The following is a 21,213-nucleotide window of genomic DNA, read 5'->3' as shown; positions in this document are numbered from 1 at the left end:
TTCAAGCCACGCTTTGCGGTCTGTTCCCCCCCTCACCCTAACCCTCTCCCTCAGGGAGAGGGGACTGACCGTGCGGTTTTTCATCCCCTACCCTAATCTCCATCACCGCGTACACCCCATCCTTCGGCACGACGACGGTGACGTTTTCCACCGGCACGCCCGCCGCGAGGTGGATATCCTGCAGCTGCTGCAGCGTTCTCGGGTGAATATCCTCCCAGCCGATACCGCGCAGCACAAAGTCAATGTGCGGGCTACTGGTCAGCATGTTCGACACAATCACCGCCCCGCCGGGCTTGACCAGCCGCAGCGCGCGCTGGAGGAAAGTCACCGCATCGGTATCATTGAAGTATTCGAAGATCCCCAGCGCGTCGACCAGTTCGGCCTGATGCTCGCCCAGCTCCAGCAGCAGGTCCTCGTTACGCACCAGCGTATGGAGCAGGTTGCGCCTGAGCAGCGTCAGCTGTTCGCCCACCACAATGCCTTCCTGCGCCGCCATGGTTTCCGCCCAGCTCAGCGCCACCGGGTCTTTGTCCACCAGCGTGAGATAGACCTGCTGGCCGTCGAGCTTTGCTTCACGCAGCGCCTCCAGCACCGGGATGGCGGCACCGCTCGCGAGGCTGACCCAGTTGTTCTCGCTCTCATTGTGAATGTACTTATCCACCAGCGCGGCCAGCACCCTGGCGCGGGAACGCACGCCAACCGCATCGTTCGCGTGGATAAACCACTGGCGGCTGTCGCTGTCCATTTTAGTGCCGTCAGGCAGGCGATCTTCCAGCGGGTTTTGCACCACAAACAGCGCCAGCGCGGAGGGCACCAGCCGGGTGCGCCACGCGGTGAGCGCCGGGCGGTTGCGAAAGGCCTGTTCGGAATAGCGGTTCTGCGGGACAAGCACGGCCTGCTCCCCTTCGTCGTACTCCACCCGCGGCGGCCGGAGCGCTGGCTCGGCTTTCAGGGCGCGGTCAAGGGAGGCGATCTCACGGGCAGCGTCGTCTTTCATCGGCCACTGGTCGCTGACGTCGGGAAATGACGCGCTAAAAATCGTCATATTTTCCGGCGCATCGCCGCGAAAAGGCTGCCAGTTCATGTCGTCTTCCCTCCGTTAGGCTTTTAACGGAAGTCTATCCAGGCGAGCCAGTAATGCCCCAGGAAGAAAGCACGATTTTTATTGCTTCACCCACACCAGCTGGTCAACCCGGAAGCCCAGACTGCGCGCGGTGTTCAGGTAATCCTGCTTCACCGCATCCGGGATGGTCGGCGTGCGCGACAGGATCCACAGGTAATCGCGGTTCGGGCCGCTGACCAGCGCGTACTGGTACTTCTCATCCAGTTTGATCACGTTATAGCCGCCATAGAACGGGCCGAAGAACGACACCTTGAGCGCGGCCGTGGTCGGTTCGCCGGTAAAGTACGCTTTCCCCTCGCTCTCATTCCATTTGTTCTTCACCGGATCGTAACCCCGGTTGAGTACACTGATGCCGCCGTCGCTGCGCTTGCCGTAGGTGGCGGTGACCTGCTCCAGCCCGCGTTCAAAGCGGTTTTCCAGACGGGCGACCTCATACCATTTGCCGAGATAGCGGCTGGCGTCAAAACCAGAAATCGGCTGAACGCCCTTCGGCGGCGTGGGGGATTTACAGGCGACCAGCGTCAGCGCAATGGCAACACCGGTCACAACAGGCCATAGCTTCATGAGAATTCCTTTCATTTGCACGGTTGGACGTTAAGTGTAGTGCACCGTTTCGGCGCTTCATCCCGTTCGGGAAAATTCGTAGTATATTGAGAGTATTCCTCCACTCTGGACACGGACATGGCTTACTCCATCGGCGAATTCGCCCGACTCAGCGGCATCACCGCCACCACCCTGCGGGCGTGGCAGCGTCGCTATGGTTTACTCAAGCCACAGCGCACGGAAGGCGGACACCGCCAGTACAGCGATGAGGACGTCCAGCAGGCGCTCAAAATCCTCGACTGGGTAAAAAAAGGCGTTCCGATTGGCCAGGTCAAACCGCTGCTGGAACGCCCGACGCCGGGACGGACCAACAACTGGCAAACCCTGCAGCAGAACATGCTGCAACGCCTGCAGGACGGCAAAGTCGAATCCCTGCGCCAGATGATTTACGACGCCGGACGCGAATACCCAAGGCCGGAGCTGGTCGCGAACGTGCTGCGCCCGCTGCGCAGCCAGGTTTCGGCCAACGTCGCCGCCGCCATGACCCTGCGCGCGATCCTCGACGGCATCCTCATCGCCTACACCTCGTTTTGCCTCGAAGGCGATAAAAAAGCGCCGGGCGATAATATTCTGCTCAGCGGCTGGCACCTCAACGACCCGTGCGAGATCTGGCTCGAAGCCCTGACGCGCACCGGGCAGGGCCACCGGATCGACATCCTGCCGGTTCCGCCTGACGCGCTGGCACCGGAAATTTTCCCGGAGCGCAAATGGCTGCTGGTCACCAGCGGCAAACTCACCGCCGGGCGGAAAAAGCAGCTGGAGCAGTGGCAGCAGCAGGTATCGCTTGAAGTGATTATCCTCTAATCATTTTCTCCTGCGGGGATCTTCACGAAAAGTTGAATATTTTCCCGCGCCGCAGATGCTAACGTTTTCCTGTGACGAATAATTCCACAGGAAAACACCATGAAAAAAACTGCCCCTCTGCTGATCCTGGCCGCGATGGCCTTTACCCCCGCCGCCTTTAGCGCCGCCCCGGTCGGCACCCTGAGCGTACACATCCTCGACCAGCAAACCGGCACGCCTCCACCGGGCGTCACCGTCACGCTGGAGAAGCAGCAGCAGGACAAATGGACCCCGATTGCCAGCGGCAAAACCGACCACGACGGACGCATCAAATCGCTCTATCCGCAGGATCAGGACATGCAGCCTGGCGTGTATAAAGTGACCTTCAAAACCGCAGATTACTTCCACGGCAAAAAGCTCGACTCCTTCTTCCCGGAGATCCCGGTGCTGTTTACCGTGACCCGCACCAACGAAAAGCTGCACATCCCGCTTCTGCTGAGCCAGTACGGTTACTCGACCTACAAGGGCAGTTAAGACGCATTGATTTTAAAGGATTATAAAAAATAGTTCCGCGAATACTTGGACAAATTAGTCATGTTGTGTAAGTTTTAGTTATATGAACGGGAGGACAACACCATGACAACGAAACCTGTGCTCGGTATTAGCGGATGTTTGACCGGATCCGCCGTTCGCTTTGACGGCGGACATAAGCGTATGGGCTTCGTCATGGATGAGCTGGCCCAGTGGGTGAATTTCAGGCCCGTCTGCCCGGAAATGGCCATCGGCCTGCCGACCCCTCGCCCGGCGCTGCGTCTGATCGTGACGGAACACGGTGAAACGCAGATGCGTTTTAGCCATGCGCCTCACGAAGACGTTACGCAGAAAATGGCGGACTTTACGGCAGATTTTTTGCCGAAAATCGGCGATCTCGCTGGTTTTATCGTCTGCGCTAAATCCCCAAGCTGCGGTATGGAACGCGTGCGTCTGTATGATGAAAACGGCAACCGGGGCCGCAAGGAGGGGGTCGGGCTGTTCACCGCCGCCCTCCTTGAAACCTGGCCGTGGCTGCCTGTGGAAGAGGATGGACGTCTGCACGATCCGGTGCTGCGGGAAAACTTTGTCGAACGTGTTTTTGCCCTGCACGAACTGAACGCGCTGCGTAAAAATGGGCTCACGCGCCGTGCGCTGCTGGACTTCCACAGCCGTTACAAACTTCAGCTGCTGGCGCACCATCAGGCAGGCTACCGTGAAATAGGCCCGTTCGTTGCCTCGCTGCACGAGTGGGAAGACCTGGATGCCTTCTTCGTGGCGTATCGGGAAAAGCTGATGACCATCCTGAAAAAACCCGCCTCGCGGAAAAATCACACCAACGTGCTGATGCATATTCAGGGGTATTTCCGTAGCCAGCTGAACACCCGCCAGCGCGGCGAGCTGCGCGACGTGATCCTGCACTATCGCAACGGGCAGTTGCCTATTCTCGCCCCGATCACGCTGCTGAAGCACTACCTGGCCGAATACCCCGACCGATATCTGATGACGCAAAACTACTTTGATCCCTATCCTGATGATTTGGGTCTGCGTCTGGCAGTCAAGTGATCATAAAAATGCGAAGGCCCCATTGACCCGTAGAGGCCCAAAGCAGTACCCCGTTTAGACGACATCCTCACTGTCGTCTCTTTTTTGCATTTCATCCAAAAGCCTGTGATTATATACAGGTTTATTCTGCAAAAAAGGGGCCTGCCAGTGATCAACACCCTGCACATTCAAAACTACCGCTCCATCCGCGAGATGTCGCTGGAGCTGGAGCAGCTCAACATCGTCTTCGGGCCGAATGGTACCGGGAAATCCAATATTTACAAGGCGATACATCTGATGCACAGCGCCGCCCAGGGGCAGTTTTCCCAGGCGCTGGCGAACGAGGGCGGCATTCTGAAGGTGTTCTGGGCAGGCAAAACCCGCAGCGACCAACTGCGGCGGATGAATCTGGCCGTAGAAACAGAGACCTACGAATACGAGCTGCAGGTCGGGTTTGTGGAGAAGCTGCCCTATCCCTCGCAGTTTCAGCTCGACCCGGTGATCAAAGAGGAGTCCATCTGGCTGAGCGGCCAGCACCGTCGGCCTTCGTCACAGCTGATGAAACGTAAGAACCAGGCGGTCTTTCTGAACAACGTGCATCACGAGAAGGTGACCCACAGCGGCACGCTGTACGAGAACGAATCGGTATTCGGACAGCTCGGCGAACCGCATCTTTACCCGGAAGTGTCCCAGATGCGCGAGTCCCTGCGTAACTGGCGCTTTTATCATGAGTTTTCCGTCTCATCGGGCTCGGCGATGCGGGCTCCGCAGGTCGGTTTCCGCTCCCCGGTGCTGGCCAGCGACGGCGCCAACCTGGCGGCCGCGTTTCAGACTATCGTCGAGATTGGCGACGAGCTGCTGCTGATGCGCATTCTCGATCAGGCCTTCCCCGGCTGCGTGTTTTACAGCGACAACACCGGCGGACGTTTTCGCATGATGATGCAGCGCGAGGGATTGAGCAGGCCGCTGGAACCGGCAGAGTTCTCCGACGGCACCCTGCGCTTTCTGTGCCTGGCGGTAGCGCTGCTCAGCCCGCGCCCACCGGCGTTTATCGCGTTGAACGAACCGGAAAACAGCCTGCACCCGCAGATGCTGCCCGCGCTGGCGAGCTTAATCGCCGAGGCCAGCCGCTACTCGCAGATCTGGCTCACCAGCCACTCGCCGGAGCTGGCAAAGTTGATTGAGAAGCAGAGGTCGTTTTCGCTGTATCAGCTGTCGATGGTTGAGGGGGAGACGAGGGTGGAGAGGCTGGGGTAGTCTCCAGAGGCACGGAGACTGTTTTTTCGCATCTCGCTTCAGTGAAGCATGCCAATAAAGAAACCCAGATACCTGGCCCGACTTAAAGCAGGAGGGGTCCTTCTGGTTTATCTTTCTTTCTGAACCAATTAGCCCCACTGTCGAGCCATTCTTGCCTGTTGCGTTCGATTGATTCTAAATTCATGTTTTCATACCCGAACTCAGCACCACAAATACGACGCACATAAAAATTTTTATTAATAATTACAGTAACCTACGTTTTACTTTTATCCTTCATGTGCAAGATCTAGTTTAAACACCGTTTTGCTCACCCCTTCAAATATCTTCCTGGAAAACAATTTTATAAACTGCCGCTAAAAGGATAAACCTCAACAAAAAAATCACATATTTTTCAGTATCTTATAACTTGAAAAACATAGACACTTGGTACTCATCACACGTAAATCCCTCTTGTGGAGTATCATGAGGCGTACCCTTTGTTGACCAATAACGGAGGTTCGGAACGTTGTCTTCAATTGATTGACGTAATTCCGGGGTCAATTTTCCAGACAACTCAATTACCTGATTCATCTTTGACCATCCAGTAGACACGTTCTCAACGTGGTATCCAACTGATATAGCTAAAGCTACGGCATGTTCGATGTAAGGGGACATAATCATTATTAATGCTCCAGATCTATCTTATCGATCAATTGTAAATTATCTCGGTAATCTTTGATAAAATACTGCGTTGCGCCTCCTGGGCCAAGTAATGGGTTTTCTTTCACAATGCCTGATGGAATTGTTATATCATTGAGTACCTCATAAACACCTATTTGCGGCCGATAACCGAACTCAGGATGTGGTGATACCTGCAGGCTCTGGAAAATACTTGTTCGACTGTAATTTCCGTTTATGAGTGTTTCCAGTGAAGTGTAGTAAGACGATTGCCCAGGAATGCCTCCATATACTTTTTGTCCCGCAGGAATAGTTACTCTTTCCCATAAATCAGCAGCATAACCCCACTGAATTTGATCTGATTTAGCGATGTGAATATCAAAATTCGATGATTCTCTACCTGCCTGGCTAGCAGCAATATTGGCTTTTACATTGCTGGCTATTGTCTTCGCTGTTGTCGCTTCAGCAACTGACTTGCCTATCCCAATTGCGCCACCAGCTCCGACCCCTCCAGGAACTATCGCCTCTGAAGCCATTATCCCTGCATTGTTCAGACACAGTACCGCATTACTTGTACAGGCTGCTAACACAGCTTTTGCTGCAGCGGCTATTTCCGGCGAGGCTGCGGCCAGAACACCACCGCCCAATCCCGCTGGGAGCGCCACCATCAACGCTTCCTGCGTAGACAGACCTCTTTGACATGCTGCACCACCAGGATCAGTATTACAGGACATAACATTTTTCGTATGTTCCTGCATGGCTTTTATCTGACCTTCCTCGGTTCCACCGCCTAGTAAATTATTCTCCGCAGTATTCCTCCCTGCACTGGCCCCAGTCGCCGCGCCAGCCGTATTTCCCCCAGCAATCCCGCCAGCTATGCCCGCTGAAACAGACGCCAGCGTGCTCACGGTCTGCCTCTGCTCTTCCGTCAGCATCGACGGGTCTGTGTCCGGATAAAACTGTTTGGCAATCGCTGTCGCAATCAGTTCGCCGGATGCGGCCCCCACAGCACCCGCTGCGGCACTGTTGCCCTGAAGGGCTGCGGTTACGCCGCCGAGGATGGCATGGGCAATCGCTTTTGCCGCCGTATCGTCATCAATGCCTGCATGATGGCCGATGATGTTCGCCAGCTCCGGTGCTGACGCGCCCGCCAGCGCCCCTCCGATATTGCCGCCCGCCAGTCCCTGCAGCGCTGCCGTAGCCGCCTGGATGCCGCGCTGCATGGCGCTGCCGGTTCCGTAGGTCACCATCACGTTTTTGTATGCCTGGGTATCACGCAGTTTCGCAAGATAGTTCTGGCGCTCTTTTTCTGTCGCATTTGCGGGGAGTGTTGCGCCGGTTTCTTTCTGGGCCGCCTTCAGCCCGTTAAGATCACCCTGCGTCCTGGCAATATCCGCCACCTGGCTACCAATGTCGCTGATCATCCCAACTGCGTTCAGGCGGTTCTGCTCTTTCTCCTTGTCGAAGATTGGGCTGATGCTGTCGTTGGCATGTTCGGTGTCGCGGCTCAGATCGGCCACGTCCTGCTTCTGGTTTGCTTTGTCGCGGATAGTGAGGGAGCCCTCTGCCACGGCGGCCTGCGTGGTGCCTTCCTTATGGCCTTTATTACCCGCAGCGGAGATCATGCCGCCCGGCAGGTTACCCTGGAATTTATCCCCGAAGCTGCCGCCGCCGCTCAGGCTGATACCGGAGTGCGAGGTTTTAAAGTCCGCTTCGTTGTGGATATCGCTGAAGCCCAGCGTCCCGGTATCGAGGCTGTTTTTGTCCGGCGTGGCGGTAGAGGCGATAACCGCTCCATCAAGCTGGGTATGATGCCCCACGGTGATATCGAAGCCGCCGTCCCCGGCATACAGCCCGGTTTGTTCGGCCACCGAATCAAAGCGGCTCTTCATCTTGTCCTGGCTGGCGTTGATATAGCCTGAACCGGACATAGTGCCGAAGGTGAAGCTGCCACCCGCCGCAACGCTGGTCTGCTTGCTGTCGTAGTCGCTGTTGTTCTGCTGGCTGCGCATCAGCAGGTCGTGACCAACATCTGCCACGATTTTATTGCCGTTAACCTGAGCGCCATCAAGAACGGTGTCGTGCCCGCTTTTAAGGGTGACGTTTTTGCCGCTGTCGATCGTGGTTTCGGTCCAGTCGGTACCGTTGCCTTTATCCTTGCCATGCGCGGCGTTGACGTTGGCAAACACGCTGATACCCGCGCCGTTGCCGCCGGCACCGATGCTCACGCCAATGCCGCCGCCGCTGCTGCTGTTCTTGCCGCTGGTTTTTTGGGTATTCGCCGCGCCGGACAGCAGAATGTCGTTCTGTGCATCCAGCGTAGTATCGCCCCCGGCTTTCAGCTGGCTGCCCGCAATCACGATGTCGCCACTGTTTGTACCTTTGTTTTTGCCGCTCGCGGTGATGGAGAGATTGCTGCCTGCGTTCAGCGTGCTGCCTGCCACCGCATCACTCTCAGCATGCTGCTGTGATTTCGACTTCTGGGTCGTCAGCGAGAGGCTCACACCCATTGCGTTCGGGTCGCCGGTGGTTGCCGCCATATCCGCTGCCTGCCCGGCCTGCACGCCGGACAGCACCGTTTTGGTGGCCTGAAGGGCTTTCAGGCGGCCATCACTTTGCTCTTTGGTCTCCTGCGCCGCGCTCACGGCATTGTTAATAGCGCTACCGACGGTGCCGGAGAGCGCCACGGTGAGCCCGCTTTTCTTCTGCTCGAAGGTTTCATCCCGGGTGCGCTTGTCGTGCCCCGGCTCGATGATGACGCTGTCGCCGCTGAGGCTTAAATCCTTCCCGGCGATAAGATCCGCGCCGCCGACGTGGGCCTGGTTTCCAGCAGAAATCGCGACGTTACCGCCCGTCGAACCCACCGTACTGAAGCTCTGGCTCTGGGTGGTGCCCTTCTCACGGAGATCGTGCGTGCTTTTGCTGCTGCCGATGGTGAAACCAATCCCGCCCGAGCCCATCAGGCCGGATTTTTTCTCTTCCTTAAAGCGCCAGGAGGTGTCGCTGTTCGTGGCCGCCACAATATCGACGTTGTTGCCCGCCTTAAGCTTCACGTCGCCATCACCCGCCACGGCGGAACCGTTCACCAGCAGATTATTGCCCGCAACGACCTGCACGTTATCGCCGCTCAGCAATGAACCGGATTCACGCGTCGCGCTGTTCTCCTCAATGGTGTGGGTGGTTTTCTTGCTGAGGAAACCTTTTTTGGTTTTGGTCTGCTCTTTGTAGTGATAATCGCTTTCGGTTGCGGTATTGAGATTGACGTCGCGGCCTGCCGCCACGCCGATATCGCCCTTCGCCGTCACCTGCGCGGCTTCGGTGGTGACATCGCGTCCGGCGAGGATTTGGGTATTCGCCCCGCTGGCGATCTCGGTTCCCTGCTGACGCACCGATTCGTTAATAACGGTTTTCTTGCCTGACCTATAGCTGTCGCCCTGCGTGGTCTCTTCCGCAGCCAGATTCACGTCGCGACCCGCCTGCAGCCCGACGCTTTTCTCCGCCGCCAGCGCGGCGGCCTGAGCGTTGATATCCTGCCCGGCCTTCAGCACCAGGTTATCGCCTGCGGAAATCGTGGTGCGGTCGAGCCCGGTGCTGTGGGACTCGCTTTTCCCTTTCCGGCTGCTTTCGCTGGTCTGTGCCGCGTTCAGGTTGAGATCGTTGCCCGCGCTCAGCCCGGCGCTACCGCCCGCCTTCAGGTCGCTGGCGGTCACGTCAAGGTTGTGCCCGGTATTCACCAGCAGGTTGCCGCCCGCGGTGACGTTACTTCCCTGATACGTGACGGACGAACGGCTGGTTTTCGCCCGGCTGGAGCTGAATGCGTCGTTGATCTGGTTCGCGTTAACGGCAATATCGCCCCACGCGTTCAGCAGCATATCGCCGCCGGAGGCCAGGTTCGCCCCGGTAACGGTGATGTTTTTCCCGGCCTCAAGCGACAGGCTATCCTGCGCGGTAATGGATGCCGTGTTGCCCAGCAGGGTGTCTTTCAGGCCGATCTTGCCGTACTTCCCTCCGGCGTTGATATCAATCTGCTCAACCTGGGTCAGGTTGTTGATGCTGCCGTCCAGGCTCTCCAGCGCGACCGTTTTGCCGCTGATGGTGGAGCTGATGTTATTGATATCGCCGATGGCGCTCAGGTTCAGGTCGCCGCCCGCTTTCATCAGGCCGTTGTTGAGGTTGCTGATGCTGTTCTGGCTGTCGAGCGTCAGGCTGTTTTTAGCCAGCAGCGAGCTGCCGCTGTTGGTGATGTCGCCGCCCTTCAGGGTGACGTTGTTGCCCGCGATCACGCTGCCGTTATTGACGGTGACGTCCTTCGGTGACAGGTAGAGTTTCGGCACCATCACGGTTTCGCCGTTGACGGTGGCTTTCTCCCACCACAGCAGGCTGTGGTCGAGCGCGGCAATCTGACCGGCGGTCAGCGAGACGCCAAACTGCAGGCCCAGCGACTGCTGCGCCGCCGCGGCGTTGTCCATCAGGTAGCGCATCTGATCCAGATCGGAGCCGATGCCGTTCAGGTAGCGGTTACCGGTCTGGTTGAGCACCACGTTGGAGACATAGCGGGTATCGAACGCCGCATCGCCGAGGAAGCGGTAATCGTAATCCGGGTTCAGGTTGAGGCGGCCCAGCATATAGGAGGAGCCGAGGAACTGCTTCTCGTCGGTAAACGCCAGCCGCGTCTCCTGCGGCGCCGTGGACGACGGTTTGACCCCGAGCATTGCGTTCAGATCGGCAAACAGGGCGGGATCGAGCTGTCCGAGACCGTTCAGTTTCGGGTTGATGCCGATCAGGTACGGGCTTTTCGGGTTGTCGGAGAAGACAAAATAGCCGTTGTTGCCCGACGGCAGCGGGTAAGCGCTGGTATCGACGCGCTGTCCCTGATAATGCCCGACGGCTCCGCCCTGAGCGGTTCTGAGATCGGCGGTGGTGACCCCCGCGTTCGCCAGCGCGCCCAGCTGGCCGAGGTTGGCGTTGCCTTTCTGCGTGGTGCCAATGTTGCTGAGAGGCGTGCCGGACGCGCCGCCGTTTTCCAGCGCGCTGCCGCCGTTAAGCTGCTGCAGCGCACCCTGGAGCTGATCGTTCCACTGCGGCGAGTTCACCGCCACGGTGCCGGTAGCGTTCAGCCCCTGTTTTTGCACGCCGCCGCCGACGCTCTGGTTGCTGAGGGTGTTCAGCGACGGGGTAGAGATAACGTTGCTGACGCCGCCCGCGTTCGCGGTGGTATTGGTGTTGCTGATGTTACTGGTAAAGTTTGCGGTGACGTTACCGCCCGCCTGGATGACGGAACGATATATTGTTCCTCCAGATCCTTCGTCCCGATCATCACCCTGTGCAACATAGTGAATGGGGGTCTTCTTATAAACATCTGCGTCGACCGACGCGGAGGGATTTGCTTTACGATTATATTGCTCACGGTCGGCAACATATGTCCTGTAACGCGTCACCGTACCATCAGTCCATGACTGATTTTGCAGAGTCGTACCAGAAAGGAACATATCTTTCGCGGCAAGCAGTGTACTGGCATTATTTTCCAGTTGCCCCGCCTGAATGACCATCCCCTGGGCTGAACTAATCCGTCCCGCTCCACCATTTGCGGACACAGTTTGTGTCGTTCGTAAAATCGCAATCTCTTTCGCCGGACTGTTTTTCATCGGCATCGGAGTAGCTATATCCCTGCATGTAGGACCAGCTCCATGCCCAGGACTGCCACCGCCGCTGCAGGATTCCATGACGATATAGCCATAATCGGTTCCCGCGATCAGCTCAGAAAGAGGGATATCCGCATAGCCGTCCTTCAACCACTTGACCTGCTCCATCAGGTTTTCGGTTTTGCTGTTAAGCACCACCAGACCATCCCTTTGGTTCAGCAAATGCCCCGTTCTGATCGTAATATCACCATTCTGCGTCTCAATATTCCCCGACGTGTTCACCACCTGGCTGTTCGCATTCCCCGCCGCATCCCGCTGCATCCACAGGTTGTTCCCCGCCATGATGTCGCCGCGCTGGTTGGTGATGCTGTCGGCAAACAGCGCCAGGTTATTCGCCGCGTACAGCAGCGCGGTGTTGACGATGGCGCCCGGCGCGCTCAGGGTCAGCGAGCCGCGCGTGCCGGTGAAGCCGTCGACGGTAATGTTGCTCCGGCTGGCAACGGTGATATCGCCCCCGCCCTGCACCGAGCCCGCGGCGTTCAGCGCCACGCTGCTGCCGGAGAGCGTGCTCGCGCCGCCGCCGGTGGTGAGTTGTCCGTTGTTGCTGAGCTGCCCGCCCGCGTTCAGGTTGACCGCCTGCCCCTGCAGCACGCTGCGGTTATCGATGTCGCCGCCGCTGCTGATGGTCAGGGTTCTGCCTGCCGCCACGGCGGTCCGGCTGGTAAACGCGTTCGTCAGCTGCAGCGTTAAGTCCCCCAGGGACACCAGCTGGCCGGTCAGGTCCAGCCCCCGGCTCTGCAGCCACAGGTTGCCGCCGCTCAGCAGCTTACCGCCCGCGCTCTGGGTCACCTGGTCGGCATTAATGTTCAGCTGCGCGTTGCCGAGCAGCGTGCCGCTGTTGTTCAGCTGGCCGTAGTTAACCGTCAGCTGTCCCGCCTGGGTGGTGCCCTGGCTGGCGAAGGTGGTGCCGGTCAGGGTGGCGCGATCGGCTACCCACGTGCCGCCGTTGGTGGCGTTTGCCGCATTCAGGATCAGGTCGGTGGCCTGCAGCCAGCCAGTGCCGGTGAACTGCGGCGTGCCGAGCGTCAGGCGCGCGCCGGAGAGGAATCTGCCGTCGTTACGCGCCTGGGAGGAGGCTGTCACCCGCGTCTCGCCGCCGCCCTGGATCAGGCCGTAGTTAAACAGCGCGGGCGTGGTCAGCGTCAGCGCATCGCGGCTGACGATTTCGCCTCCGCTGTTGTTGGTCAGCGTCCCGCTGAGGGCCAGCGTCGCGCCGTTATCGCCCTGCAGACGTCCGCCGTTGGTGAGCGCCCCGGTGGTGATGCCGAGCGTGCCCCCCTGCATTTTGCCGTCGCTGGTGACGGAGGCCGCCGTGACGTTCAGCGCCCCGCCGGACAGCAGGGTGCCGCCAGACTGCTGGCTGACCGCGCCGGTCTGGCTGAGGGTCAGGCCATTCACGCCGCTGATGGCGCCGCTGTTGCTGAGCGTGCCGCCGGTCAGCGTCAGGTTTTTCGCCGCCCACTGGCCCTGGTTCGCCAGCGTCGCGGCCTGCAGCGTGGCGGCGCCCAGCGCGGTAATCTTACTGCCCGTAGTCCCGGTGAGCGTGTCGGCCAGCGTCATCTGCAGCGCACCGGCGCTCTGCACCGCCCCGCTGTTGGTGAGCGACCGGGCGTTAAGCAGGATGTTCTGTGCCTGCCAGCTGCCGGCGTTGGTCACCGCCCCGGACGCCATCGTCAGAGTACCCTGGGTGAGAAGCCTGCCGCCTGCGCCGTTAATCAGCTCCTGCTGCGGCACGGCCATCGCCATGCGCGCCATCAGCCGCTGCTGACCCTGAACGGTCAGGCTCTGCAGACCGGTCAGGGTGCCCTGGTTGTTAATGCTGCTCTGACGCAGCGTGAGGGTGTTCCCCTGCACGGTGCCGCTGTTTTTAAGCGTGCTGCCGCCGAGCATCACATCGCCCTCGCTGAGGAGCTGCCCGCGGTTATCCAGCGTCTGTGCGGTGATATCCGCCCTGCCCTGACTCATCAGCGAGCCGGTTGAGGTCAGCGTGCCGCCGGTCGTGGCCGTCAGCGTTCCCTGGCTGAGCAGGGACCCGCCGTGCGTCCAGTCGCTGGCGCGGATGTCCGCGCCGTTCCCCTGCAGCGTGCCCTGCGTGGTCAGCTGGCCTGCATCCAGCGTCAGCATGCCGCCGGAGAGGGTGCGCGAGGTCGCGCCCGTGGTCAGCGTGGTGCCGGTGAGCGCCAGGCCGTTCGTTCCCTGCATCAGCCCGCCGTTGTTCATATCGCGGGCAGTGAGGGACAGCGTATCGCCTGTGATGCGCCCCGGGTTCGCCAGGGTATCCGCGGTGAAGGCGGTCGCGCCGCCGCTCTGCAATAGTCCGGTATTCGTTAACGCCCCGCTGAGCGTGCCGCCGAGTCCCGCCTGCCCGTTCACCGTGCCGCTGTTGGTGAGGGCGGTGCCGGTCATGCCCAGCGTGGCGCCCTGCAGCGTACCGGCGTTGGTCAGCTGTCCGCCCGTCAGCGTGAAGCCGCCGCCGGAGAGCCATTTACCGTTCAGCTCGTTGATAAAGCGGTCGGCGGTGGCGTTAACCGCGTTGCTGCCCTGCATCAGGCCGCTGTTGCGCAGCTCAGTACCGCCTGCGGTCAGCGTTTTGCCCGCCACCGTGCCGCTGCTGGTCAGCGTCGTCGCGTTAAGCGCGGCATCTTCGGTGGCAACGATGTTCCCGGTACTGGTCAGGGCATTGCTCAGGCCCAAATCCAGGCTCTGCGCCTGAATATCGCCCCGGTTCGTCAGGTCGCTGCCCCGCAGGGTGAACCCGCCCTTCACCAGCAGCAGGCCGGCGTTATCGAGCGTGTCCAGGGACAAACTCAGGTCGCTGCCGCTCACCATCTGCCCGGTGGCGCCGTTGCTCAGCGCGCGGGTGGTCAGCGCCAGCGTGTCGTTGCCCTGAAGAATCCCGGTGTTGTTCAGCTGCGCGGCGTTCACCGTGAGCGCTTTCCCGGCCAGCTGGCCGTCGTTAAACAGCTGCGCCGCCGTCAGCGTGAACAGGTTCTGGCTGAGCAGGGCGCCCGTGTTATCCAGCCTGCCGGTCGTGGAAAGGGTCAGGCCGTCCAGCGTCTGAATGCTGCCCTGGTTATTCAGGCTCCCGGCCTCAAGCGTCGCGCTGCGCCCCTGAAGGCTGCCCGCGTTGCTGAGGGTTTGTCCGCTCAGGGTCAGGGTATCGCCGCCCGTCACCTGCCCCTGAGCCTGGTTCGTGAAGGTGTTCCCGGACCAGGCCAGCGTGCTGCTCCCCTGAAGCAGACCGCTGTTCTGCAGGTCGCCCCGCAGGGTCAGCACTTTTGCCAGCAGCTGGCCCCGGTTATCGGTCCTGCCGGCCTGGACGTCCGCCGCCTGCTGGCTGAGCACCTTGCCGCTGCTGGTCAGCGTGCCGGTCACCGCCGCCGTCACGCCAGCTTCCCCCAGCGCATTACCGGTGTTGTTCCACTCGCCGGTGGCCAGGTTCAGGGTATTGCCCTGCAGCAGCCCGGCGTTGTTCAGGGTGGTGTGGTGCAGGTCGAGCGCGCCGCCGGAGAGCAGCATGCCCGCCTGCTGGTTGCTGAGCTGTGCCCCGGTCGCCGTCAGGGAATGTGTCCCCTGCAGCGTGCCGCCGTTGGTCAACGACGCGCTGTTAAACTGCGCGTCGGTACCGGCCATCAGTCCGCTGTTCGTCAGGCTGGCGGTGGTCAGCGTCAGGCCGTCCCGGGCAATTACCCGCCCGCCGGCATCGTTGCTGGCCTGTCGGGTCAGGTTCAGCAGCAGCGCGGTGGCGCTGAGCTCGCCGCTATTGGCCAGCGTGTCGCCGTTAAGCGTCAGCGTTCCGCTGCTGCGCAGCGCGCCACGGTTAGTGAGGTCTGTCACGCCGAGCGTCAGCGCCGAGTCCCCCTCAACGGTGCCCTGGTTTTGCAGGCTGTCCGCCGTGATGTGCAGGTCGCTGGCCGCAATATTGCCCGCGTTAGCAAACGCAGTGCCGTTCAGGGTGAGCCGGTCGTCCGCCAGCAGGCGTCCGGTATCGGCGTTGGTCAGGCTGAGGTAGTCGCTGCTCAGGCTGACGCCGTTGATTTCGCCCTGGTTTGTCAGCGTGTCGCCTTTCATGCGCAGCGTGCCGTCGGTGGTGATAAGCCCGCTGTTAGCCAGCACCGGAACGTTCAGCGTTAAATCCTGCGTGCTGTAGACCGACCCGCCCGCGAGGTTCGTGAGTGACCCGGTCTTCAGGCCGAGCAGGGTGGTCCCCTGCAGCAGTCCACCGTTCTCCACCGAGGCAGCGTCCAGCGCCAGCGTACCGGCAACCAACGTACCGCTGCTGGTGATGCGCCCGGGGGCCGTCAGGGTCATGCGGTCCGCTTTTGCGACGCCGGACTGGAGGATGTTCTGTCCGCTGAGCGCGATGGCGCTGGCGGTAAGCTCTCCGCCGCTGGTCAGGTCGCCGGTCGCGTTAAAACTCAGCGTGTCACCGGTGGATTTCCCGGCGTGCGCAATCGTGCCCGCCGTCACCGACAGGGCCCCCTTCGCCGCCTGCGTGCCGTTCAGCGCGGCATTCTGCGCCTGCAGAGAGAGCCCCTGCCCGCTCTGCAGATGCGCATCCTGGCCGGTGGTCAGGTCGCCGGTGCTGACGGTTAATGCCCCCGCCGCGTCCGTCTGCCCGTTCAGGCTGGCGCTGCGGGTCGCGGTAATCTGAACATTGCCCTGGCTGGTGGTGCGGGACGCCTCACCGCTGGTCAGAGTGCCGGCCTGCGCCGTCAGCGCCGTCGCGCCGGACAGGGTGCCGTTCTGTTCAAGCGCGTCTGCCGTCACGCTCATCGCCCCGTCAGCCAGCAGGCTGCCGCTGTTACGCAGGGTCTGCTGCGCCGTGACGTTTGCATTGCCCTTCGCGCTCAGCGTGCCCCGCTGCTCCAGGTTACCGGCGCTTAGCGCCAGGTTACCGGCGCTCTGCAGGGTACCGCTGTTAGTGACCGTCTGCCCCTTCAGGGTGACGTCGTTACCCTGCACCGTGCCGCCGTTTGTCAGCTCTCCTGCATTCACGTCAAGGTGGCCTTTCGCTGCCAGCTGGCCGCTGTTGGACACCCTGTTGCCGGAGAGGGCAATGTCGCGCCCCGCATTCACCTGCCCCTGATTACTGACGGCGCTGCCCGTCAGGCGGACATCGCCCGTGGCATCGGCCCGGCTCTGGCCGTCCATCACCAGCTGTCCGCCGCTCAGGGCCAGATTATCTCCTGCCGAGACCGCACTGGCCGTGGATGACAGCGTGCCGCCGCTGCTGAGGGTCGCGCGGGTATCGCTACCGCTGCGGGTATTCGTCAGCGTGATATCTTTCCCGGCCGCCACGCTGAGCGCGCCTTTGCTGGTGACGCTGCCGCCGCGCTGCGTCAGGCTGCCGTCGGTGGACAGCGTGGTGTCGGCCTGGCCTGTCAGCGTCGCATCCGCAAGCGCTGTGCCCTGTTTGCTCGTGACGGTTAGCGCCCCGCCCTGTGCCGACACGCCGCCGCCGTTTACGGTCAGGGTATCTTTACTGTCCAGCGTCGCCGCGCCGCGGGAGACCAGGGAGGTATTGCTGAGCGTCATCCCCTGCCCGCTGCTCACCGACAGCGCGCCCGCGCTGTTTGTCCCGCCGCCCGTCGTCTGCACTTTCCCCGCAGCGGAAAGGCGCATATCGCCCTGGCTGGCGAGCGTGCTGTTATTGAGTTCCACATCTTGCGAGCTGGTCACATTCAGCGCGCCCCCGGCCTGATGGCTGCCGTTGAGGACCACTCCCGCGCCATTCGCGGTAATCGAGCCGCTGGCCAGGCTGTTCGTGACCGTCAGTTTCCCGCCCGCGTCCAGCTGAATATCGCCCTGGCGCGCGGTGAGGTTGCCGAGGTTCACCCCCACGCCCGTCTCGCTGGAGACCAGGCGGATACGGTTGGCATACATCCCGCCGAGCGCGCCGGTATCCACGGCCACCACGGGCGCGGCGCCCTCACCGGCAATCGGTTTGACGCTGCCGTCTGCGCCCACGCGGTTCGCCCCTGCCGTTACCGTCAGGTCGTTCGCATGTATCGCGGCGTTCACTTCCGTCGCGCGCGCAATGATCGACAGCGCGTCGCTCTTGCTGGCATCCAGCCCCTGGCCTTCAACCGTGATGGCGCCTTTCGTCACCTCCAGCGCCTGCAGGTTACCGCTGGCGTCGAACTGCGGTTTCCCCGTGGTCAGGGTGACGTTCGGGGTGTTGATAAATCCGCACCCGTTACAGGTGATGCCGTACGGGTTGGCCACCATAACGTTTGCCGCCTTGCCGGCGACTTCCGTATAGCCCTGCAGCTGCGAGCGGTTTGCCCCCGTGACTTCGTTGATAATGCCTTTCGCTTCCCGCCCGGCCTGCAGGTTGGGGTTGTTCTGGATAAGCCCGCCCAGCTGGGTCTGGGTTAAACGGTCCGTGCCGTTATTGAGGATAAGCCCCTCTTTGCCGACGTTATACTCACCGAACTGGTTATGCGAGATACCCGCCCCGTTGGGCGTGGCGATGTTAACGACCGGCACCCCGTTCCCCGCCCGATCGACCGTGGTCTGCCCGGTCGGCGTAAGCGCCGCCGCGACGGCAGGCGCCATCGGCTGCCAGACCATTAAGCCGCAGACAATCCAGCTGATCAGACGCTGCGAGAAACGAACGGGTGGGTGACGGGTATCCATAGTCGTAGAGTCTCTTAAAGCATGAAGGCAATGCGCCAGTTAACGCTCACATGATCCGGGCCGAGCCAGTCGGGGTAGTGCAAAGGCGTACCGACCGAAATCTGGCTGCTGTACCAGCGCCCTGCGCTGCTCAGCCCCACCGCGCCACCCCATAACGTGCCGGAGGCAAAGCGGTCCTGACGGTCTTTTTCCAGCCAGCCGCCGTCAACGGCGACCGTTGCGCTCACCGCACCAATCACCGGGAGGGTGAAGAGGGAATACCCCAGCTCGTTACGCCAGTAGCCGCCGTTGTCCCCGGACAGGTACTGCTCTTTAAAACCGCGCACGGAGCTTTCGCCGCCGAGCGTCAGGCGCTCGGAACCGTACAGCCGATCGGGCGACCACTGGCCATAGGCGCTGGTCAGCCACCAGGCATTACGGGTAATCTGCCGCTGGAAGCTGGCGTTCAGGCTCCATTTGCGGAATTCCGCCCGCGGCATATCCCCGGACTTATCTTCGTCGGTTTCGGCATTGAACCACGGCATGCCGTGGCTCCAGGTCGGGTTGAAGGTCGCCACGCCGCCCAGCATTTTTTGCGTATGCGTAATGCCCAGGACCAGGCTGGAGAGGTTGCGCGTGCTGCTCTGCAGCGGCGCGTCGTTAAGCCAGTTGCGGCTGGAGCGCTGAACCACGCCTGCCGCAATGCCGGTTTTGACATCCCCGTTGCGGAAGACCACCCATGACGCGTTAACGCGGTGGGTTCTGGTATCGCCCGTGGAGAGCCAGTTGAATCCCTGGTTACTGATGGTGGTCCGGTAGTTACTCCAGGCGTAGCTGTAGTCCAGTAATCCGTAGCCAAACGGCACGCTGACGCCCGCCTGGAAATTCTGCGCATCGTACGCGCTGGCAAAATCGCTGCTGCGCCCGCCGCTGACAAACCATTTATCCGCCAGCCCCAGCATATTATTCGCGGTGAGCACGCCACTCAGCTGATCTTCCCCGGTACTCTTCTGCCCGCTATTATCCAGGCTTACGGATGCACTTAAGGGAAATTCCGGTTTTGCCGTGAGATTAACGATGGAATATCCGGCCTGCGTCCCCGGAAGAATTTCAATCTGAACCGGGTCGGTACGCAAACGGTTAATTTGCTCCATGCCCTGTTCGATGTCGCGTAAATTAAGAATGCCGCCCACCCGTCCCGGAAACGCCATTTTCAGCATGCGCGGCGTTTCGCCTTCCAGACGGATCGCTTCCAGCCGACCTTCCAGCACAACAATATTCAGCTGGCCGCCGGAGAGATCCTGCTCGGTAAGAAAAGCGCGGCTGGTGATATATCCCCGGCTGATATACCAGTCAGAAATATGGGCGAGAAGTTCCGTTATTTTCGCCATATCCAGACAGCGGCCCTGCCACGGCGCGACAAGGGTCTGCCGGGTTTTCGGGGAGATTAAGGTCGCACCGGAAAGGGTAATGGTATGAATGGTGAAACAGGGTCCGGAGCCGGTAACAGGCAGCGGTCTGGCGGGCGCGGGGCGAGGAATGCTCCGCTCCAGCTCTTCACGCTGTTGCTGGTTCTGTAATAAAAGCTGCTGCTGTTGCTGTTGAATGGAATCGCGATCGGCTGGCGACAGCGGCGCAGCATTGGCGCGCGCTAAAAAAAAGACAGCCAATAAGATAGCAGCAGCATAATTTACTAATGAAATTATTCTATTTTTTATTTTGGAGCTATTCATCCATGCCACAAAAACGTCCGCAATGATTATTTTTGTAATATAAGAGCATTCTTAAGGCGAGTATATCTAATTTGCATTAGGGCACCTAAAATTAATAGTTCTTTCAGAAAAGTGAAAAGGATATTAAGAGAAAATAAGAAATTGTTTAACTCACCCTTAAATCTTGAGTTAGTGGTAATACACTAGGCATGAAGCCGAAACGTTTTTCGCCACTCTGCGGGGCTCACCCCAAAACGTGCTTTAAACTGTTGTCGCCAGGTGACGGCGGAATTAAATCCCACAAGCTCAGCAACGCGTTCAATCGGCATATTTCCGGCTTCAAGCAAAATCTGGCTGCGCCGCAGGCGTTCGGCGGTAAGCCAGTCAGCGACGCTCATCCCCGTGGCTTTAATAAAATGACGGGTCAGGGTTCGGCGACTCATCGAAACCACCTCCGCCAGGGAATCCAGGCTATGCGGTTCGGTGATGTGCTGCTGCAGGTAGTCGATCAGGCAGTTAATGCGTCCGTCGCGGGTATCTTTGGGTACCGGCTGGGCGATAAACTGCGCCTGCCCGCCCTCGCGGTGGGGCGGAACAATCATCCGGCGGGCAATCTGGTTGGCGACCACGCTGCCAAAGCGCTGGCGAATGATATACAGGCAGCAGTCGAGGGCAGCGGCAGTACCGGCGGAGGTGATGATATTGCCGTCATCCACGTAAAGGGCATTAATATCCAGCTGAACGTTCGGGAAGAGCGACTGAAACTGACGTTCGAACTCCCAGTGGGTGGCCGCACGTTTGCCGTCGAGGATCCCCGCCCAGGCCAGCACAAACGATCCCAGACACAGCCCGACGATTTCTGCACCGTGGTCTCTCGCCTGCACCAGGCTGTCGAGCAGCACCTGCGGCGGGCGTTCCAGAACGTGCTGCCAGTAGGGAACGACAACAATATCGGCCTGCCCAATGGCGGTAAAATCCTGCGTGGCGTTGAGAGCAAATCCGTCTTTTGAGGTAAGGAACCCCGGCGTTTCGGCGCAAATCGTTACGTTAAAGCGCTTTTCGCCGGAGACCGAATCGCCAAACAGAATGCAGGGAACGGAGTAGTGAAACGGGCTGAACCCGTCTACCGCGACAATCGCGACGTTGATTAGCGACATCTGTCTCTCCTTTCCCTTTAACG

At 60.2% G+C, this 21,213-nt stretch carries 8 protein-coding genes and 2 pseudogenes; 4 read left to right on the top strand and 6 right to left on the bottom strand.

Going from position 1 to position 21,213, the window contains the following annotated elements; genetic code table 11:
* Positions 1 to 37: 37 nt before the first annotated feature.
* Both GXP72_RS00500 and GXP72_RS00495 read right to left on the bottom strand, forming a co-directional pair.
* Positions 38 to 1,084 carry a class I SAM-dependent methyltransferase gene (locus tag GXP72_RS00500; protein ID WP_208763380.1) on the bottom strand — a complete coding sequence of 349 codons (1,047 nt, stop codon included), beginning with the start codon at positions 1,082 to 1,084 and terminating at the stop codon, positions 38 to 40.
* Positions 1,085 to 1,162: 78 nt separating this feature from the next.
* The gene (locus GXP72_RS00495; RefSeq protein ID WP_208763379.1) at positions 1,163 to 1,687 is read right to left on the bottom strand and encodes a lipocalin family protein; all 525 of its coding nucleotides are present in this window, start codon (positions 1,685 to 1,687) and stop codon (positions 1,163 to 1,165) included.
* A gap of 117 nt (positions 1,688 to 1,804) precedes the next feature.
* Between GXP72_RS00495 and GXP72_RS00490 the strand changes: the two genes are divergently transcribed.
* The 4 genes from GXP72_RS00490 (at position 1,805) to GXP72_RS00475 (ending at position 5,341) form a co-directional block, all read left to right on the top strand.
* Complete coding sequence (locus GXP72_RS00490) at positions 1,805 to 2,530, top strand: MerR family transcriptional regulator (protein ID WP_032650677.1); 726 nt, start codon at positions 1,805 to 1,807, stop codon at positions 2,528 to 2,530.
* A 99-nt stretch (positions 2,531 to 2,629) separates the two neighbouring features.
* Positions 2,630 to 3,043, top strand: a complete 414-nt coding sequence (gene uraH, locus GXP72_RS00485; protein ID WP_032650675.1) for a hydroxyisourate hydrolase — start codon at positions 2,630 to 2,632, stop codon at positions 3,041 to 3,043.
* Positions 3,044 to 3,145: 102 nt separating this feature from the next.
* Positions 3,146 to 4,105, top strand: coding sequence for a DUF523 and DUF1722 domain-containing protein (locus GXP72_RS00480; protein ID WP_024906657.1), 960 nt, complete (start codon positions 3,146 to 3,148; stop codon positions 4,103 to 4,105).
* 147 nt (positions 4,106 to 4,252) lie between these two features.
* On the top strand, positions 4,253 to 5,341 hold the full coding sequence (locus tag GXP72_RS00475; protein WP_024906658.1) for an AAA family ATPase: 1,089 nt from the start codon (positions 4,253 to 4,255) through the stop codon (positions 5,339 to 5,341).
* Positions 5,342 to 6,003: 662 nt separating this feature from the next.
* Here GXP72_RS00475 and GXP72_RS00470 read toward each other — a convergent pair.
* The 4 genes and pseudogenes from GXP72_RS00470 to GXP72_RS00460 form a co-directional block, all read right to left on the bottom strand.
* Positions 6,004 to 16,833 (bottom strand): annotated as a pseudogene (locus tag GXP72_RS00470) (hemagglutinin repeat-containing protein); the annotation flags it as partial.
* Between the two features lie 651 nt (positions 16,834 to 17,484).
* Positions 17,485 to 18,261: pseudogene (locus GXP72_RS22800) on the bottom strand (filamentous hemagglutinin N-terminal domain-containing protein); the annotation flags it as partial.
* A 95-nt stretch (positions 18,262 to 18,356) separates the two neighbouring features.
* Positions 18,357 to 20,054, bottom strand: coding sequence for a ShlB/FhaC/HecB family hemolysin secretion/activation protein (locus GXP72_RS00465; RefSeq protein WP_090420319.1), 1,698 nt, complete (start codon positions 20,052 to 20,054; stop codon positions 18,357 to 18,359).
* A gap of 182 nt (positions 20,055 to 20,236) precedes the next feature.
* Positions 20,237 to 21,190 (bottom strand): helix-turn-helix domain-containing protein, encoded by a 954-nt coding sequence (locus GXP72_RS00460; protein ID WP_061716241.1) that lies wholly within the window; start codon positions 21,188 to 21,190, stop codon positions 20,237 to 20,239.
* Between the last annotated feature and the right edge of the window lie 23 nt (positions 21,191 to 21,213).

It is taken from the genome of Enterobacter sp. SES19, assembly GCF_011765665.1.
GTDB classification, from domain to species: Bacteria; Pseudomonadota; Gammaproteobacteria; order Enterobacterales; family Enterobacteriaceae; genus Enterobacter; species Enterobacter pseudoroggenkampii.
Note: the sequence above shows the minus strand (reverse complement) of the source record. Positions and strands in the feature narration are given on the sequence as shown.

Coding starts and splice junctions, on each gene's coding strand:
- GXP72_RS00500 (WP_208763380.1), bottom strand. CDS start 1,084: ATGAACTGGCAGCCTTTTCGCGGCGATGCGCCGGAAAATATGACGATT.
- GXP72_RS00495 (WP_208763379.1), bottom strand. CDS start 1,687: ATGAAGCTATGGCCTGTTGTGACCGGTGTTGCCATTGCGCTGACGCTG.
- GXP72_RS00490 (WP_032650677.1), top strand. CDS start 1,805: ATGGCTTACTCCATCGGCGAATTCGCCCGACTCAGCGGCATCACCGCC.
- uraH (WP_032650675.1), top strand. CDS start 2,630: ATGAAAAAAACTGCCCCTCTGCTGATCCTGGCCGCGATGGCCTTTACC.
- GXP72_RS00480 (WP_024906657.1), top strand. CDS start 3,146: ATGACAACGAAACCTGTGCTCGGTATTAGCGGATGTTTGACCGGATCC.
- GXP72_RS00465 (WP_090420319.1), bottom strand. CDS start 20,054: ATGAATAGCTCCAAAATAAAAAATAGAATAATTTCATTAGTAAATTAT.
- GXP72_RS00460 (WP_061716241.1), bottom strand. CDS start 21,190: ATGTCGCTAATCAACGTCGCGATTGTCGCGGTAGACGGGTTCAGCCCG.